The sequence below is a fragment of the Limnobacter litoralis genome, from assembly GCF_030160455.1.
Classification (GTDB): domain Bacteria; phylum Pseudomonadota; class Gammaproteobacteria; order Burkholderiales; family Burkholderiaceae_B; genus Limnobacter; species Limnobacter litoralis.
Map to the genome: position 1 here is coordinate 184,424 of NZ_BSOJ01000032.1, position 17,258 is coordinate 201,681.

20 protein-coding genes are annotated in these 17,258 nt (G+C 54.1%); 8 read left to right on the plus strand and 12 right to left on the minus strand.

Annotated features, from left to right (window positions below; translation table 11 throughout):
- Window positions 1-9 precede the first annotated feature (9 nt).
- Window positions 10-594 (plus strand): chemotaxis protein CheW, encoded by a 585-nt coding sequence (locus tag QQJ87_RS13925; RefSeq protein WP_284282478.1) that lies wholly within the window; start codon window positions 10-12, stop codon window positions 592-594.
- A gap of 14 nt (window positions 595-608) precedes the next feature.
- Here the strand turns inward: QQJ87_RS13925 and QQJ87_RS13930 are convergent, their stop codons facing one another.
- The 3 genes from QQJ87_RS13930 to QQJ87_RS13940 all read right to left on the minus strand — a co-directional run bounded on the left by QQJ87_RS13930 (window position 609) and on the right by QQJ87_RS13940 (window position 3,325).
- Window positions 609-2,450: an MFS transporter gene (locus tag QQJ87_RS13930; RefSeq protein ID WP_284282479.1), complete on the minus strand. Its 1,842-nt coding sequence runs from the start codon at window positions 2,448-2,450 to the stop codon at window positions 609-611.
- Window positions 2,451-2,536: 86 nt separating this feature from the next.
- Window positions 2,537-2,761, minus strand: a complete 225-nt coding sequence (locus QQJ87_RS13935; protein ID WP_284282480.1) for a hypothetical protein — start codon at window positions 2,759-2,761, stop codon at window positions 2,537-2,539.
- A gap of 81 nt (window positions 2,762-2,842) precedes the next feature.
- Window positions 2,843-3,325, minus strand: coding sequence for a MarR family winged helix-turn-helix transcriptional regulator (locus QQJ87_RS13940; RefSeq protein ID WP_284282481.1), 483 nt, complete (start codon window positions 3,323-3,325; stop codon window positions 2,843-2,845).
- Window positions 3,326-3,598: 273 nt separating this feature from the next.
- On the opposite strand from QQJ87_RS13940, the gene ectA reads away from it, so the two are divergent.
- The 7 genes from ectA (at window position 3,599) to QQJ87_RS13975 (ending at window position 10,803) form a co-directional block, all read left to right on the plus strand.
- Window positions 3,599-4,093: a diaminobutyrate acetyltransferase gene (gene ectA / locus QQJ87_RS13945; RefSeq protein ID WP_284282482.1), complete on the plus strand. Its 495-nt coding sequence runs from the start codon at window positions 3,599-3,601 to the stop codon at window positions 4,091-4,093.
- 37 nt (window positions 4,094-4,130) lie between these two features.
- Window positions 4,131-5,468 carry a diaminobutyrate--2-oxoglutarate transaminase gene (gene ectB, locus QQJ87_RS13950; RefSeq protein ID WP_284282483.1) on the plus strand — a complete coding sequence of 446 codons (1,338 nt, stop codon included), beginning with the start codon at window positions 4,131-4,133 and terminating at the stop codon, window positions 5,466-5,468.
- Complete coding sequence (locus tag QQJ87_RS13955; RefSeq protein ID WP_284282484.1) at window positions 5,465-5,854, plus strand: ectoine synthase; 390 nt, start codon at window positions 5,465-5,467, stop codon at window positions 5,852-5,854. The genes ectB and QQJ87_RS13955 overlap by 4 nt, the downstream gene beginning before the upstream one ends.
- A gap of 28 nt (window positions 5,855-5,882) precedes the next feature.
- Entirely contained in the window at window positions 5,883-6,797 is a 915-nt protein-coding gene (locus QQJ87_RS13960) for a phytanoyl-CoA dioxygenase family protein (RefSeq protein WP_284282485.1), read from the plus strand.
- On the plus strand, window positions 6,798-8,231 hold the full coding sequence (locus QQJ87_RS13965; protein WP_284282486.1) for a sodium/proline symporter: 1,434 nt from the start codon (window positions 6,798-6,800) through the stop codon (window positions 8,229-8,231).
- A gap of 86 nt (window positions 8,232-8,317) precedes the next feature.
- A complete protein-coding gene (locus tag QQJ87_RS13970; RefSeq protein ID WP_284282487.1) occupies window positions 8,318-10,366 on the plus strand; it encodes a histidine kinase dimerization/phospho-acceptor domain-containing protein in 2,049 nt (682 codons plus the stop codon).
- Window positions 10,351-10,803, plus strand: a complete 453-nt coding sequence (locus QQJ87_RS13975) for a response regulator (protein WP_284282488.1) — start codon at window positions 10,351-10,353, stop codon at window positions 10,801-10,803. Before QQJ87_RS13970 ends, QQJ87_RS13975 begins: the two co-directional genes overlap by 16 nt.
- A 4-nt stretch (window positions 10,804-10,807) precedes the next feature.
- Here the strand turns inward: QQJ87_RS13975 and fliR are convergent, their stop codons facing one another.
- The 9 genes from fliR to fliJ form a co-directional block, all read right to left on the minus strand.
- Complete coding sequence (fliR, locus tag QQJ87_RS13980; RefSeq protein WP_284282489.1) at window positions 10,808-11,572, minus strand: flagellar biosynthetic protein FliR; 765 nt, start codon at window positions 11,570-11,572, stop codon at window positions 10,808-10,810.
- An 11-nt stretch (window positions 11,573-11,583) separates the two neighbouring features.
- Window positions 11,584-11,853 (minus strand): flagellar biosynthesis protein FliQ, encoded by a 270-nt coding sequence (gene fliQ, locus QQJ87_RS13985; RefSeq protein WP_284282490.1) that lies wholly within the window; start codon window positions 11,851-11,853, stop codon window positions 11,584-11,586.
- 28 nt (window positions 11,854-11,881) lie between these two features.
- Window positions 11,882-12,634, minus strand: a complete 753-nt coding sequence (fliP, locus tag QQJ87_RS13990; protein WP_431310106.1) for a flagellar type III secretion system pore protein FliP — start codon at window positions 12,632-12,634, stop codon at window positions 11,882-11,884.
- Window positions 12,631-13,089 carry a flagellar biosynthetic protein FliO gene (gene fliO, locus QQJ87_RS13995; RefSeq protein WP_284282491.1) on the minus strand — a complete coding sequence of 153 codons (459 nt, stop codon included), beginning with the start codon at window positions 13,087-13,089 and terminating at the stop codon, window positions 12,631-12,633. Before fliO ends, fliP begins: the two co-directional genes overlap by 4 nt.
- 23 nt (window positions 13,090-13,112) lie before the next feature.
- Window positions 13,113-13,568 carry a flagellar motor switch protein FliN gene (gene fliN, locus QQJ87_RS14000; protein ID WP_284282492.1) on the minus strand — a complete coding sequence of 152 codons (456 nt, stop codon included), beginning with the start codon at window positions 13,566-13,568 and terminating at the stop codon, window positions 13,113-13,115.
- Between the two features lie 12 nt (window positions 13,569-13,580).
- Window positions 13,581-14,639 (minus strand): flagellar motor switch protein FliM, encoded by a 1,059-nt coding sequence (gene fliM / locus QQJ87_RS14005; RefSeq protein WP_284282494.1) that lies wholly within the window; start codon window positions 14,637-14,639, stop codon window positions 13,581-13,583.
- Between the two features lie 14 nt (window positions 14,640-14,653).
- Window positions 14,654-15,175: a flagellar basal body-associated protein FliL gene (fliL, locus tag QQJ87_RS14010; RefSeq protein WP_284282496.1), complete on the minus strand. Its 522-nt coding sequence runs from the start codon at window positions 15,173-15,175 to the stop codon at window positions 14,654-14,656.
- Between the two features lie 141 nt (window positions 15,176-15,316).
- Complete coding sequence (locus QQJ87_RS14015) at window positions 15,317-16,807, minus strand: flagellar hook-length control protein FliK (protein ID WP_284282498.1); 1,491 nt, start codon at window positions 16,805-16,807, stop codon at window positions 15,317-15,319.
- A complete protein-coding gene (gene fliJ, locus QQJ87_RS14020; protein ID WP_284282500.1) occupies window positions 16,804-17,253 on the minus strand; it encodes a flagellar export protein FliJ in 450 nt (149 codons plus the stop codon). The genes QQJ87_RS14015 and fliJ overlap by 4 nt, the downstream gene beginning before the upstream one ends.
- Between the last annotated feature and the right edge of the window lie 5 nt (window positions 17,254-17,258).

A 17,258-nucleotide genomic window follows, 5' to 3' on the forward strand; every position in this document is an offset into this window, starting at 1 on the left:
AACACCACCATGGACGACTTGAACAAACAGATTGCCCGCAGCGCACAGGGAGATGCCGCATTGGACCAGTACCTGACTTTTCAGGTGAATCAGCAAAAACTGGCCGTGGACATTTTGCGCATCAAGGAAATCATTGAATTTGACCGCATCACCGTGGTGCCCATGATGCAGCAGTGCATTGACGGCGTCATCAACTTGCGCGGCTCCGTGGTGCCGGTGGTTAACTTGAGTGCGCGTTTTGGACAGGGCAAAACCCAGCCGGGCAGACGCACTTGCATTGTGATTCTGGAAAGCCAGTTGGCCGATGAAACGCAAGTGGTCGGCTTCTTGGTGGACGCTGTCAATGCTGTGGTCGATGTTCCTGTGGACCAGATTGCGCCACCTCCACAATTTGGCGCGGGCATCAAGACCGATTTTTTGCGCGGCATTGGCAAAGTGGACGACGAGTTTGTCATGCTGCTGAACGTGGAAAAGCTGCTGGACTTTCACATTCCTTCCGATCTGGAGGAGGCCGCTGCTGCAGCCCATGCCGCTGCGGCCGTCACAGCCGGTTCAGGCGCGGCTCAAACCCAGGTTGAAACGGCTGAATTCTAGCCCCTCGAACGGAATTAAGGCCGGGTGCGCAATTCGATCACCCGGTCGCGCAATGCTTCCATGTCGACGTCTGTTGCGTCAATTGCCGGGCCAATCTGAAGATCGATTGGTCGGCCCCATTCCTTTTCCTTGAAGCGCGTTTTGCGCGTAAACACCGAGCCCCACAAGCCACCCAAAGCCATGGGTATTACAGGCACCGGGCTGTGCTCCAGAATTTTCAGCAATCCGGGTTTGAATTCACCAATTTCACCGTCGCTGGTCAGTTTGCCTTCCGGAAAGAGGCACACCACCTCGCCGTCGTCCAGAGCGGCTTTGACCTGCCTGAACGCCGCTTCAAACACAGCAGGGTCTTCTTGCCGGCCGGCTATTGGAATGGCTTTGGCGGTGCGAAAAAACCAACCCAATGCCCTCATCTGGAAGATCTTGTAATACATGATGAAGCGCAGTGGCCGTCGAATGGCGGCAGCCAATACGACCGCATCGCTGAAGCCGATGTGGTTGCACACCACAATGCAAGGCCCTGTGTCGGGGATGTGTTGCAAACCCTTCACCTTGAAGCGGTACACCGTGTGAACCAGCGCCCACACAATAAAACGCCACAGAAACTCGGGCACCAAACTGTAGATGTAAGCCGCCACCACCAGGTTGAACAGGCCGGCAAACAGTACCAGCGCCGGGGTCTGAAAACCGAGGCCGTGACAAAGCAAGCCCAGGCCAGCAGCAAGCACCATGAAAATCGCGTTCAAAACATTGTTGGTGCCGATTACGCTGGCCACATGCGCCTTGTCGGCGCGGGTCTGGATCAAGGCGTACAAGGGGACAGTGTAAAAGCCGCCGAACAGACCTGCCAGTGCGAGATTGATCCCGAAACGGATGGCCTGTTCGTTGTGCCAGAAAGGCAAAGGTGTGTTGATGAGAACCTGATCAGGCAGGTGACGCCAGGCCAGCAATAAAAACAGGCTGAGCCCAGCAGAGCCCAGCGGTACCAGGCCAATTTCGACCTGTTTGCCCGACAGCTTTTCACTGAACAGGGAGCCCAGGCCCACTCCGACCGAAAAAAGGCCCATCAGCCAGGTCAGGCCAGCAGAATCGAGTCTGAGGTGATGTTGGGCAAGGTCAGGCAATTGTGCCAGCACCATGGCACCGATGAACCAGAACCAGCTGATGCCGAGAATGCTGAGCCAGACCGATCGGGTTTGACGGGCCTGTTTGAATCCTGTCACGTTGGATCGCCACAGGTTGTTCAGTTCAAAGCTGGAAGGGTGCTTGGTTGGAATGCCCGGAATCCAGAAAGTGACCCCCAACCCGATCAGCGCAACCAGGCAAGGAATGAGGGCCAACAGCAGGGTAGAGCCTTTGATTGAGACCAGCACGCCTGCGGTGAGTGTGCCCAGCAGGATCATGATGAATGTCACGCTTTCAATGAGGGCGTTGCCGGCCATGATCTCTGTTGTGGCCAGTGTGGCAGGGAGATACGCGTACTTCACTGGTCCGAAAAACGCCGATTGCGTGCCGATCAGGAAAACGCAGCCCATCAGCAGCCAGAAATTGGCTTGAACCAAACCATACGCCGCCAGCAGCATGATCAACAATTCGGTGGCTTTCAGAACTTGAATAAGACGCGCCTTGTTGAAATGGTCAGCCAGGTGCCCCCCAAGCCCGGAAAACAGTGCAAAGGGTGCGATGAAGAGACCAGAGGCCAGGTTCGTGACCGTGGCCAGGCTGAGTTGGGTGTCAAACCGGGCGGCTTGATAAGTGAATAGCAAGACCAGCAGTTGCTTGAAAAGATTGTCGTTGAATGCGCCCAGCGCCTGGGCAGTGAAGTAGGGTAGAAACTTGCGGGTGGTCAGCAGCATGCGGCGCAGTCGACAGCCAAAAGCCGCAGTTTAACTTCAATGTTGAATAGTTGTGAGTCACGCGCGGGTGGTATCACCCTTCGGGACTAGGATTTGACGCAGCGCTCAATCCGGATCTGAGACCGGTTCAGTGGTTTGCTCACGGCGTCTGGTGCCTGGTAGGTGCTGCATTGACCGATGAAACTGTACTGGGCCGTGTCCGAGTTGATGTTTTTATCGATCTGGACCACACCGAGAACCAGCACGAAAAAAGCGCCCATGAACCAGAACAATTTTTCGTTTCGACGGAAGAACGCGTTGATGTCAAACATTTCAAATAAATAAACAATATTCAGTTTTTGTAACTTTGCCCGCGCAATTTTTATCAATTGAAAACAAAAAGTCAAGTGAAATCAATTGCTTTGCCGGGTAATCGGGCCCACGTCAAGAATCGGCGATGCGTCCAGTGTGTCAGCACCCATCAGATGAGTGACTTTGCCCAGCGTTGCTGCAATCTGGTGTTGCTCCCATTCGGGCAGTTGGGCAAAGTTGTGTGCAAAACGCGCTTGAAGGCTCGAAGGCGCCGCTTTGGCCTCGTGTTCGCCTTTTTCCGTCAGGATGACTTCCAGTCGACGCCGATCCTCACTGCTGCGGCGCTTTTCAATCAGCCCACGCTGTTCCAGTTTTTGCAATATTACAGTCGAGGTGACAGGCGACAAGGTAAGTGCTTTTGCCAGATCGCCGGGTGAAATGCCAGGGTTGTCTGCAACCAGTTGCAGGGTCAACAATTCAGACGTGGCCATGTCTGCAAGCTTGGCCAATTCCTTGGCGCTTGCCTCTGTGGCGCGAATGATGCGTCGCAAAGAAACCAGGCTGTTTTCCAGCGTGTTTTTCATGAAAATTGCCTGCGGAAATGCGTTTATTTTCAAAAGAGCCACTATTGTAATGTGCCGCTGTGTATTGCAATTGTTACAGCCTCGCGATTTTGCACACTCTACAAACTATTTTTTCCGCAATTTGATTTAATTTACAAAGTAAACTATTATTGTGTTTGTCCTTTCATAAAACAGCGATTTTCAACGAATTTCGCTGCTTTTACGAAAGGGTGATCAAAAAAATACTTTTATAAATAAACTGTTTGTGCCGAAAGGCTTCAAGCGATCATCCACATGTCAATGCAGAACCTCGTTTTGCGTCAGCCCGTTTTGGCCGACGCCACGGCAGTGTTCGACCTGGTGTCAGAATGCAAGCCACTGGACCTCAATTCTCACTACTTGTATTTGTTGCAATGCAGTCATTTTGCTGACACTTGCGTACTTGCGGAGTTGGATGGGCAGCTTGTCGGTTGGGTGTCCGCTTATTGCCCGCCGGGCATGCCAGACGTTTTGTTTGTCTGGCAGGTGGCTGTGGGTCCAACGGCCCGTGGATCTGGCCTGGCCCGCAAAATGATTCAAGCCTTAATCGACAAAACACCGTCAGCCCGACAACTTCACACCTCCATCACGCCAGACAACAAGGCCTCTTGGGCACTGTTTGAGGGACTGTCGCGTCGCTGGAACGCCACGCTGACGCAGGCAGACTGGTTCGAAAAACACGCGCATTTTGGCGGACGCCACGACACCGAAGTTTTGGTGCGTATCGCGCTGCCAGCCACATTGCCTTGATGGCAATTCAACGATTTTTACACAAGGAGTTCTTAGCATGAGTCATGAAACCAAATCCGTCGATTTTCAGACCCTGAGCAAGATTCGAACATTTCAAAAGCACGAGTCTGAAGCGCGCAGCTATTGCCGTAGCTTCCCCGCCGTGTTCACCAAGGCCCGTGGCAGCTTCATGACGGACATGCACGGCCAGGAATATCTCGACTTTCTGTCGGGCGCAGGTTCATTGAATTATGGTCACAACGATCCGGAAATGAAGTCCGCACTGGTGGACTATCTGATGGAAGACGGCATTGGCCACAGCCTGGACATGCACAGCGCAGCCAAGGCGAAATTCATTGACGCGTTTAACCGCTACATCCTCAAACCGCGCGGTTTGCAATATCGAATCCAGTTCACCGGGCCCACAGGCACCAACTCAGTAGAGTCTGCCATCAAGCTGGCCCGCAAAATCACCGGTCGGAAGCAGGTGATTGCATTTACCAATGGCTTTCATGGTGTCACTCAAGGGGCGCTGGCTTGTACGGCCAACACGCACCACCGCAGCGCATCTGCCAGCACGCTGTGTGGCGTTGACCGCTACCCCTATGACGGCTACATGGGTGAGGGTGTAGACACCTCGGAATACCTCGAAAAAATGCTGACTGACAAGTCCAGTGGCCAAGACGCCCCTGCTGCCATTTTGGTCGAAGGTGTTCAGGGTGAAGGTGGTTTGAATGTGGCCTCCATGGCCTGGCTGAAAAACATCGCACGCATTGCCCGCAAGGCCGGCGCCATGTTGATTCTGGATGAAATTCAGGCGGGTGTGGGTCGTGCTGGTCAGTTTTTCAGTTTCGAGAATGCCGGCATCGAACCCGACCTGATTTGCCTGTCCAAATCCCTCTCCGGCATGGGCCTGCCCATGGCGGTCACACTGATTCGCCCTGATCTGGATTTCTGGAAGCCGGGCGAACACAACGGCACATTCCGCGGCAATTGCCACGCCTTCATCACCGCTGCCACGGCCATTGAAAAATACTGGTCCAACCCAGCGTTTGAGCGTGGCATCGCCAAACGCGCAGAAATCGTGACCGACGCCTTGCAAACCATTTTTGAGCGAAATGACAACGTGTCCATCGGTTTGAAAGGCCGCGGCATGATGCAGGGCATCGAAATGGCCAGCGGTGAGTTGGCCGACCAGGTGGTGGCTGAGTGTTTTAAAGAACACCTGATCATCGAAACGTGTGGCAACGAAGGGCAGGTCGTGAAGGTGTTTGCGGCATTGAACATTGAACTGGAAGACCTGCGCAATGGCTTGAACACGCTGGCCCGGGCTGTGGCCAAGGTGAGTGCGCAGGCCGACAAGGCTGAATTGAACAAGCAAGGAGTTAAAGCATGATTGTAAAAACACTGAAATCACTGACCAACACCGAGAAGCACATTCATTCCGAAGGCTGGGACAGCGTGCGACTGCTGCTGCGTGACGACAAAATGGGGTTTTCGTTTCACATCACCACCATTCTCGCCAACGCCGAGTTGCACATGCATTACAAAAACCATTTGGAGTGCGTGTATTGCATCAGCGGCAGCGGTGAAATTCTGGACAAAGCCACAGGGCAAACGCACCCCATTGCCCCAGGCACTATGTATGCCCTGAATTTGCACGATCAGCACTGTCTGAAGGCCTATGACGAACCCATGGTGATGGCCTGCGTGTTCAACCCACCCGTCACCGGTGCCGAAGTGCACGATGAAAGTGGTGCGTACCCAGCCATGGCGGAATAAACCCAAAACATTGAGGAGAAGGACAACCATGATTCTTTCAGCGGTTAGAGACCCTTACCCGACCAGAGACAAAAACGAAGGCGCCTTGGTGCGCCGGGTTGAGCCAGTGGTTCACAGCCCGTGGCATGACAATGCACCTTTGACCGAGGCGCAGCACCAACAATTCGAGCAACTCGGGTATTTGGTGTTAACAGACGTGTTTTCCAGTTTCGAACTGGACACACTGCGGGCAGAGGCCGAGCGCACCGCCCAGCAATGGAAAGCCCGCCCGGATTGTGAACGGGTTGTGCTAGAGCCTGATTCCGAGCAAATGCGCAGCCTGTTTGGTGTGCATCAGCATGAGGGTTTGTTGGGTGAAACAGCCAGCCAGCCACGCGTGCTGGAGGCGGTGGAGTATTTGCTCAATGACTCGGTGTACATTCACCAGTCACGCCTGAATTTCAAAAACCCGGTGTACGGCAGCGGCTTTGAGTGGCACAGCGACTTTGAGACCTGGCACGCCGAAGATGGTATGCCCGGCATGCGGGCAATCAGCGCCACGGTGCTGCTGACCGATGAGGTGTCTGCCGATGGTTCTCTGAAGTTCATCCCCGGCTCCCATCGCACCTTCGTGGCCTGTCCGGGTGAAACACCTGACACCGGACATCAGCAGGCCCTGCGCCGTCAAATGGCAGGCAAGCCGCCTTCACTGTTCCTCGATTTGCTGGAAGAGAATGGGGGCGTTCAGGAACTGGTTGCTCCAGCAGGTTCTGTCGTGCTGATGGACTGCAATCTGATGCACGGTGCCGGCAAAAACACCAGTGATTTTTTACGGGCCAACCTGTTTTATGTCTACAACGCGGTCAGCAATGCATTGTGTAAACCCTTTGCAGCCGATGCACCGCGCCCCGACTTCATTGCCAGCCGTGACATCAAGCCGCTGACTGCTTTAAGTGAGGTTTGAGTGAACGGCACCCTGGGATTGGCCATTGCATTTTTCGGGTGTCTGTTGGTGGTTTTGCTGATCGGCCTGAGTTCGTCGCGGCTTGCTCAGGATTCTGCAGCCGATTACTTTGTGGCCAGCCGCAGCATGCCGCCCTGGCTCGTGGGTCTTTCGGCTGTGGCCACCAACAACTCCGGGTACATGTTCATCGGCCTGATCGGTTACACCTACACGGTAGGCCTGCAGTCGATCTGGTTGATGGTGGGCTGGATCACTGGCGACTTGATTGCCTCCCTGATTGCACATGAACGTTTGCGTGATGAGGCCCATGCGCAGGACGCCAAGGGCATCATCAGCGTATTGACCCGTTGGGGTGGACAGAACCGACGCGCATGGCAGGTGGTGGCCAGCGTGGTCAGTGTGCTTTTCCTGTCGGTGTATTCGGCGTCGCAAATTGCAGCGGGCGGCAAGGCCTTGCAGGGTTTGCTCGACATTCCAAGCGTTTACGGCATGGTGATGGTGGCCGCAGTGGTACTGGCTTACAGCATTGCAGGGGGTATTCGCGCCTCCATCTGGACTGACGCCGCCCAGTCGGTTCTGATGGTCATTTCCATGCTGTTTTTGCTCGTTGCTGCGGTGGAGCATCTGGGCGGGCTGGGGCCTGTCATTGACCAGGCTCAGGCCATCGACGGATTCATGAGCCTGTCGCCCACCGGTCTGGATGTGCCTGGCTGGTATGGCATTGTGGCCTTCATTGTAGGCTGGATGTTTGCGGGCTCGGCGGCTTTGGGGCAGCCTCACATTGTGAGTCGCTTTTTGGCGCTGAAAGAGACCCGCCAGATGAACAGGGTGCGCATGTGGTACTACGCCTATTACATTCTGTTTTACAGTTTCGCCACCTGTGTCGGCTTGCTCAGTCGACTTTACTTCACCCACGGGGCCGATTTCGACGCTGAAATGGCATTGCCCGACATGGCCCGTGACCTGCTGCCTGGCTGGTTGGCCGGTTTGATGTTGGCGGGCATTTTTTCGGCCACCATGTCCACGGCGGATTCCTTGGTGCTGTCCTGCTCGTCAGCGCTAACCCAAGACTTGCCCAAGAAGCCGATTGAAACCAAAGGTTTGATTAAACTGGCCACCGCGTTCACGACTGTGCTTGCCCTTGTGATTGCGGTCAGCAGCAATCAAAGCGTGTTTTCGCTGGTGGTTTGGGCTTGGGGTACGCTGGGTGCGGCTTTTGTACCGGTAATGATGATGCAGATTATGGGTCGCCGTCTGTCAGCCATTCAAATGCTGGTGGTGTCTGTGCTCGGCGTTTTGGCCACCGTGGTCTGGAAGTTCCAGGGCTACCCCGGTTCGTTCTATGAAGGCGCCTTCGGCATGGTGGTTGGCTTGTCCACGGGCCTTGTTCTGAGTGGGTTTTCGCGACAGAACCACCTCAATGGGGGGGGTTAACTCGGGGAGGGTGTGTATATTAGAGTTTTGACCAGTAAACATTGAGGAAAGCCCGTCAACAGGGCTTTTCACGAAGGTGTGTGTGAATGTCCTGGATTCCAGTGGGGTTTGAACAGCCAATTCACAGTTTGGCGCAAGCTCAGGTTTCTGTCCTGATTTTCGGATTCTTTGCCGCCATGCTTTCTATGCTGGTTGGGGTTGAAATGCGGGTGGCGCAGACCAAGCGTCCGTCCAGCAAACCCTGGTTCTGGCGACGCTTCCCTTTGTCCGCCTGCTATCTGGTGTCCATGTGGTTTACTTCCGTGTTCACCAGCTTGGCCTTGCCTCTTGCAAAAATCAGCAGTTTCTCGGTCACTGCCTCGGTGATCACGTTCATTGTCTGGATCAGCGTCATCATGGGGCAAGACTATGTGGCGCAAAATCTAAAGCACAAGGCCGGTTTATTCCAGTTTTTGTATTCTGTGTTTGCGACGGTTTCTTTCTTTGGCGCCCATTCCTGTTTCCTCTTTTTACCCAGTTCCCTCAAGATCAAGGCGGTGTACTGGCCTGGGTTGGTCGTTTCGTTTCTGACGGTGTACCTGTTTATTGGTCTGTTAAGTAAATTTGCGCAACAAACCTCAGTGGGTAAAAGCAAGGCCGTCAGAGACCGGCTGATTTACATCACCAGCCTGGTGTTGATCAATCAGCTGATCGTGTTCAGTTTGATCGCCTTTGTCGAATTGAATACCTTCAGCAAGACGTTTTCACCGTTTTGGCTTGCGATGGATTGGGGCTCTTTTGAGGTCTTCGTCAGCGTGCTCGGGCTGATGATGATTATGGCTTTGATCTATCGCGTCTATCTGTCACTAGACGCTTCGATGGACGCGTTGCGCGCTGACAGTGAAAACCTGAAAAAAATGAACAGAATCGCCCTGCAAGAGGTGGCCAGTGCGTCTGACAGTCTGCGCGTAAAACAGGACAAAATTGCGCAATTGGAAAAGGTGATTGTGTCTGCAAAAACCGAGCACTTGCTGTCGGTGGAGGGGTTGCTGGCTGCACTTTCAACGCTAGAGGAGGGCATGTTTGAGTGGGATATCGAAGAAGACAGCATTGAGATGAGCAAACAGTGGGTGGCTCTGTTTGGTTTGCTGAATCCCGGCAGCACGCGCCAAAAGGTATCCGAATGGAAGTCGGGTTTTATTCCTGACGATCTTGCTTTGCTGGAGGAGGCCACTGAAAAGCTGTTGATGTCTGAAGACCAGGCGATTTCTTTGCAGGCGCGCTACAGAACGCCCACGGGAGCATTGTTGAAGCTCGAAATTCGAATGGCTTCGGTGCAGAATCCTTATGGCATGTCCAGCAGGGTGGTGGGGGTGTTTCACGACAGAACGGAAGAGATGGATCTCGAGTTGTCCATTCGTCAGGAGTTGAGTGAGGAATCCATTTTGTCGACGCGAAAGACCCAGTTCGTCAGTTATCTGGCGCATGAAATTCGCACGCCAATGACGATTATCACCTCGGCCAAAGCATTGCTGGAATCCACGCTCAAGCGTGATCCGGATGTGTCGGAAAGGGTTTTTCAATACATTGATCAAATTGGCACCGCTTTGGGCGCGCTCAGGGGCTTGGTGGATGAAACCTTGATGTTCATGGGTACTACCTATCCCAAAAGCCAGCTTTCCATCGAAAGGCTTGATTTGAACAGCTTGTTAAACCGGTTCTCAGAGGTGGAGCAAAAGCGGCGTTTCTTGGGCCGACCCATTCAGATCACTTGCGCAAATGACTTGGTAGACACTGGATTTTATTCAGATGAAACCATCATTTCGCAGGCCATTCGTCATCTTGCCAATTTTGCGATGGAACATGTGTCCGAACGCCCGGTTATCGAGGTGTCGCTTGAACAAGATGTACTGGCCCTGAGTTATCACATGAGTGCCTGGCCTCACTGGATGATCCGAACCGGTGAACTGGAGCCGATGACAGATCAGGAAGTGATGGTCCCATTCAGTGATGAGTATTTGCCTTTTTCATTGCTGATCACCAAACGGGTGATACGTCTGGTCAATGGACGGATTATGATCAAAAGCTTGAAAGGCAAGCATCGATTGATTGCAGAAATGCCTTCGCTGAGGGAGGGCTCATGGCTCGAATCATGATCGTAGAGGATGACTCCATTATTTTAAGTAACCTGTCACAGTTGCTTGGAATGACAGGGCTTGACGTACTCGAGGCTTCAGACGGACAGGAGGCATGGACCCTGCTGGAAGCGGGTCGAGGCAATTCGCGTCTCGTTCCCAACGTGATTTTGAGCGATTTGATGATGCCTAATTTGGATGGCTTTCAGTTGTTGAGCGCAGTCCGCGCTGATCGCGATTTCTCGCACATTCCGTTTGTCCTGCTAACGGCGAGAAGCGATTCAAGCGATGTGAAGACAGCCTTTGATCTCGGTGCAAGTGATTATCTGGTGAAGCCTTTCGAACTGGATGAGCTGATTTTGGTGGTCAAGCGTCAACTTGGCAATGCCGGTGTTGGCGTGGGTGCAGATGACCCATTGGGCCAGTCTCTGGAGGGACTCAGTTCCCTGTTTGATTGATTGCTTACTTGATGTTCAGTACCGATATTTCCAGAAGCCGGTTGATGGCGCCTTCAAATCCGTTGACGAAAAATGGCAGTGTAATCCAGAGTACCCACAAGCCTGCGGCAATTGTGATCGAAAAGCCGATTGACATCACGTTGAGTTGGGGTGCTGCCCGGGCCAGAATGCCCATGACCAGGTTGGCGATCAGCACTGCAGTCAGCACTGGCAGCGAAATTTGCAAGGCCAGCATAAACATGATGGACCCCGACGCTGCGATATTCTGGTAGTTGACCACGTCCACCACAGCGCTGATGGGAATCATCTCGAAGCTTTTGACCACGGCTGTGATGACCAGTAAATGCCCATCCAGCGCGAGAAAAACCAGCGACGCCAACATGCTGAGAAAACTGCCGATCAAGGGCGTTTGCCCCCCTCGCGCAGGATCGACAAACTGCGAGAATGCCAGCCCCATTTGAAGACCCAGAATGTCGCCTGCCATGTCGAAGGCGGAAAACACCAGTTGCATGGAAAAGCCCATGCTGACCCCGATCAGGATTTGTTGAAGCAGAATCCCCATGGCACCTGGGCTTTGAAGCGTGGGAGGTACAGGAATGACCGGCACGACCAACACGGTGATGGCAGCTGCAAGCGCAACGCGCACACGCCTCGGGATTGATCGGTTGTTGAACACGGGGGCCGTGGCCAGCATGGCCAGAATTCGGATGAATGGCCACACAAAAGTGGCCACCCAAAGTTCCAGCTGCGCGCCAGAAATAGGGATCATGGGCGCTGCACCTACCCGATGACGTTTGGAATGCTTGAAATAAGGCGTGTGGTGTAATCCACCAGAGTGGACAGCATCCACGGCCCGAGTAGCAGCAGGGTTCCAAAAATGGCCAGTACTTTCGGAATGAAGGACAGGGTCATTTCATTGATTTGCGTGGCGGCTTGCAAAATACTGATCAAAAGGCCCACGATCAGCGCCACCAGCAAAAGGGGGCCCGCAATCATGAGCATGACTTCAAGGCTGTCTTGTCCCAAGGTCAGTACGGTTTGGCTGTTCATGGTGTTGTCCTGTCAAATTGCGTAAGCGTCAGGTGGAGAAGCTGCTGACCAGTGAGCCAATCAGCAGGGTCCAGCCATCGACCAACACGAATAGCATGATCTTGAATGGCAGCGAGATCAACATCGGCGAGAGCATCATCATGCCCATGGACATGAGCACGCTAGACACGATCAGGTCGATGACCAGAAAGGGCAGGAAAATCATGAAACCGATTTGAAAGGCGGTTTTGAGCTCGCTGGTGACGAATGCAGGGATTACCACTCGCATGGGCAACTCAGCCGGCGTTTTAACGTCGGGCAGGTTGCTCAGGCGCATGAAGAGGGCCAGATCCGGTTCGCGGGTCTGCTTGAGCATGAACCCTTTCAAGGGCGCTGAGCCTTTGTCGATCATTTCCTGAAACTGGATTTTGTTTTGGCTGTATGGCAAATAGGCGTCGTCATAGACCTTTTGAAACACGGGCGCCATGATGAAGAATGTCAGAAAAAGACTTAAGCCGATGACCACTTGGTTGGGGGGTGAGTTTTGCGTACCCAGCGCCATGCGCAGCAGCGACAGCACAATGACGATGCGGGTGAAGCCCGTCATCATGAGCAACATGGCTGGCAGGAAACTCAGGAACGTAAAAAACAACAGCGTTTGAATGGGAACGCTGTAATTGACGGTGCCACCGGGCCCGGGCGTTGAGGTTAAACCGGGCAACATTTGCTGTGCGTGTGCACTGGTGGCCATCAGGCCTGCAACTGCAAGGGTGATAAGCCAGAAAATTGGCTTGCGTGTCATGATTTAACCTGTGGGCTCTTTATTCGTTCCAGTAGCTTAGCAAATGTGACAGCCGGGTTTGTGTTGTTGGTGTGTAAATCGAGGCTGTCTTTGGGCATGCTGTGCAGGGTGTTGATGCTGTGCGGTGTGATCCCGAGAACAAGCCAGGTGTCGCCCAGTTCAACCAGGGCGATTTTTTCCTTGGGACCGAGGTGTTGAACCGCGATGAATTTGTAAAACGATTGACGTTTGCCGGATGGAGTGACGCCGATGCGCTTTAAAGCCCAGGCCAGGCCGATAATCAGACAGAGAACGAGGAGTAAAGCCAGCGTGGTTTGAAGCAGGTGCCCGGAATAGCTGGTTGTGTCTGTTGCCAGCGGGGTGGTGGCTGCTTGCGCGAATGCCATTGCAGGCAGGGCACTGGCCATGAATAACAGGGTTGCTGAAAGCGACTTGCTGCGTGTGTTCTTGGCCATACCACCCATCGAGATGAAAAAGGTTATCGGTTCAGCTTTCTGAGCCGCTCGGAAGGTGTGATGATATCAGTCAGTCGAATGCCGAAACGGTCATTGACCACAACCACTTCACCTTGGGCAATCAGGTAGCCGTTGACAAGCACATCCATCGGTTCACCAGCCAAGCCATCGAGTTCAATAACCGAGCCCTGCGCCAGTTGCAGAATGTGCTTGATGGGTATCTTGGTCCTGCCTAGCTCCACAGTCAACTGCACCGGAATGTCCAGAATCATGTCAATGTCGTTCTGGGTGCCAGACGCAACACTGCCGGAAAAAGGTTGGAACAGTCCGCTGGCTGGTTTGGCCTGACTGGCTTGTGCAAACAAGTCGTCTGCGTCGCTGGCCGCACCGGTTTTGCCGGTTGTTTGTGCCTGTTCGGCCAGGGCGGCTGCCCAATCGTCTGCTGGATCTGTGGCGAGTTCTTCGTTGTGTTCAGACATGATGTGCTGTCCTCATGAGTTTGCGGCAGCGCCGCTGTGTTCGTCGGTGGCGTGCTTGTGCAGAAGCGCTTCCAGTGCTTTTTTGTCATCGGTGGCTTCACCGCCGCCCACGCTCAATACCTCTTCAACCCGAAGTGCGTATTGTCCGTCGCTGGTGCCGTAGCTGCAGTTAAACAGGGGCACTGCATCCACCTTGGCTTCAATGGTTTTTTCAATTTCAACGGGGATGACGTCACCCACTCGCAGTTCAAGAATGTCTTTGATGGTCAGGTTGGTTTGAGCCAACTCGGCGATCATTTCGACTTCGGCCAGTTGCACCTGCTTTTTCAGCATGGTGACCCAGCGTTTGTCGGGCTCGGCCTGATCGCCTTGCATGCTGGAGTACAGCAGGTCACGAATGGGTTCAAGCGTGGCGTAGGGAATGCAAATGTGCAGCGAGCCGCCACCGGCACCCATTTCGATCGAGAAGGTGCTGGTCACCACAATTTCAGAAGGTGTGGCTATGTTGGCAAACTGGGTGTGCATCTCAGAGCGCAGGTATTCCGGTTTCAGCGGAAACACTGGGGCCCAGGCCTTCACGAATTCTTGTTGAATGACTTCCAGCATGCGCGCAATGATGCGCTGTTCAGTGACGGTGAAGTCACGGCCTTCCACTCGGGTGTGAAAACGGCCGTCTCCACCAAACAGATTGTCAATGACAGCAAATACCAGGCTGGGGTCGAAAATGAACAGGGCATTGCCACGCAATGGGCGCATGGCCATGATGTTCAGGTTCGTTGGCACCACCAGGTTGCGAATGAATTCGTTGTACTTCAGCACTTTGACCGAACCGACCGAAATTTCGGGGCTGCGGCGCATGAAATTGAACAGGCCGATGCGGATCAGACGTGCAAAACGCTCGTTGATGATCTCCAGCGTTGGCATGCGGCCGCGTACGATCCTTTCCTGGGTGGCCAGGTTGTAAGGGCGCACGCCATCGTGGCTGTCCTGTGCTTCTTTGGTTTCTTCTTCGCCGTTTACGCCGCGTAGCAGTGCATCTACTTCGTCTTGTGAGAGAAAATCGCCTGGCATGGTGAAGTCCCCCCTTATTGAATCACGAAGCTGGAGAAGTGAACGTCGCGGATGCCTTTGCTGGCGTCCTTGTCTTCACGCTCTTTCAGGGTCACCCGGGCGAGATCGACCAATTCATCCATCAGCTTTTGTTTGCCTTCGATGTGGCTCAGATCGGCCACATTTTTGCTGGACAGCACCATCAAAATGCGACTGCGAATGATCGGGGTCAATTGCTTCATTTCTTCTGCGGCAGCAGCGTCCTTCACCTCGTAGGTGATGCCGACCTGCAGGTATCGGGAATTGTCGGGTTCAGCCAGGTTCACGACAAACGGGTCCATAACAACAAACACGGGGGGACCAGCGGGTTCTTTGGCTTTGTGCTCAGTGGCTTTGCCTTCTTCGCCTTTGTGGCCCAGCAGAAAAAAGGCTGCGCCTGCCCCGCCCAGGGCTAAAACAAGGACTGCGACCAGAATGATGATGAGCTTCTTTTTGCTCTTCTTCGGTGGCGCTTCGTCGGTGTTGCTGACTGCTGCAATCGGTGCGGCTTTCGCCATGGCTGACTCCCGGTTTAAAACACAAGCAATTTGTTATGAATTTCTTTTTTTCTATTGTTGCAAATGTTCAATTTTGTAAAGGCCTGAAAAGCCGTGAAGTTCGTAGCCAATTCGATCTTCAAGGCCTTGTGTGCGAGGCCTTTAGGCGAAAAGATCAAGCCCGTTGTTGCCGATTTTTGGCGCAACTGCCTTGGGTGCTGAATCCATGTCAGCGGACTCGCCATCGGACTGGCCCTGGCCTCCCTGTCTCTGCCCCTTTCCACCATTGGCCTGTTGTTGGCCCTGGGCCTGCTGTTGCAGGTTGGCAAAGGCATTTTGGGCGTCGGCTGCGCTGCCATGAATTTGAACCTGACCGAGTTGCAGGCCGCTCTGGGCCAGCGCTTCCTTCAGGCCGTGTACGGCTTGGGTCATTATGGCGGCGGATTGATCGTCCTGTGTGCGAATGACCAGGTGAATTTCCTGGCCTTTTTGCACCAGTCGCATGTTCATGGGGCCAAAGCTTTCAGGATTGACCCGGATGTCCACGGTGGACATGTTTTTGCCAAGCGTCCAGTTGACCTGTTGGGCCAGTTCTTTCACGAAACCAGGTTGATTGACCGGTGTTTTGATCAGTGCTTCACCGGCAAGACCGGTGCGGGTGGTGCCCAAGCCCATCAGCCCTGCAGCAGGATTGCCCGTGGCCGAAGCGGCGGCGCTTGCGCCGGTGGCCAGAATCTTGTCGCCTGCCTGAAGGCCTTTGACGTCCGCCTCGGTCCCTTGCCCTGTTTTGCTCATGGCTTGTGCCTGTTGGGCAACTTGCATCGCCTGCACGGCGGCACTTCGCACAATCTGCGTGGTATGGGTAGTATGCGTGTTGAGCGGCTGTTGGGCCGCACTTGTCGGCCCTTTCAGGTCCACGTCTGGGGCTGACTTGCTCTTGCTGAGTGGGTCAGCATCGTTTGAGCCGCCTGCAGCGGTGTCGGCCTTCAATGCCACTGCGTTTTGACCAAGTCCGTTGGTGGTGTCAGTCTGGGGCGTGGCTTGGTCTTGCAGGGTCTGTGTGGCTGCGCTGGCGACCACTGTGTTGGCGGTCTGCGTGCCAGTGTCTTTGACGTTGGCAGGCTCGCTGTCCTGCTGGTTGTCGCTGGCCTTGGCCTGGGTGTGGTCGTCGGTCTGCGCTGCGGTGCTGTCCTTGACCTTTTCGCCCTCGGCAGGTTTGTCTTTGTTGGCAGCGGTTTGCTCACTGCCCGATTTTTCAGTCTGGGTGTTGCTTGTGTCCGCCAGCTTGCTTTGAGCCGATTGCACAGGGAGGCTGCTCGTTGAGGCGTTTGCGCTTTGAGCAGGTGTTGCGGTCATCCAGCTGCGCTGGGCCCATACCGCGGCTTCGCTGGCTTGCTGTTGTCCGGCCAAAGCCAGGTTGTCGCTGTTGTTCTGGCTTTTTTTAATGCTGTTCTGATTCAAGGCTTCGCGCATTTCTTCCTGAATGGTTGAAAGCTTGGCCTGGGGCGTCAAGCTGGACAGGGCTGACGCAAACAGGTTGTCAAAGCCCCCCGCTTTGGAGTTGGACGACACCTTGGATTGTTGGGTGGCCTGCGCTGCCTGACTGGCGGCTGCATTATTTCTGGTCTGGATGGACTGGGCAGATGCGCTCATCGTGATTCTCCAGCAGTTTGCGTTCTGTAGATTCGGGCTGCAAATTCGTCGTTCATTTTCTGTTCGCGCTTGTTTTGAATGACGGCTTTTTTCTGGGCTTCCCGCTGCAGCAGCGTTTCATATTTCTTCTGCTCTGCGAGCACGTTTTGCCAGGTGGCCAGCTGCTTTTCAACGGCGGTTTGCAAGAAGCGGATTTCGTCGCTTTGTTGCTTCAGGGCGGTGTCAATTTTGCTGTTGTACAGCAGTTGACCTTGCAACTGCATACCCGTGATGCCCGTTTGCGAACGGTTCAGCAGTGCGGCCTGGCATTCGTCGCGGTAACTTTCAAGCATGGCCAGTTTGTCCTGGCTTTGTGCCAGTTGCTGGCGCGTGTTGGCCAGGGCTTTGGCGCATTCGTCGGCTTTTTCTTTGGCTTGTTCAACCAGAATTTGCAAAACGTTGCTCATAAAAC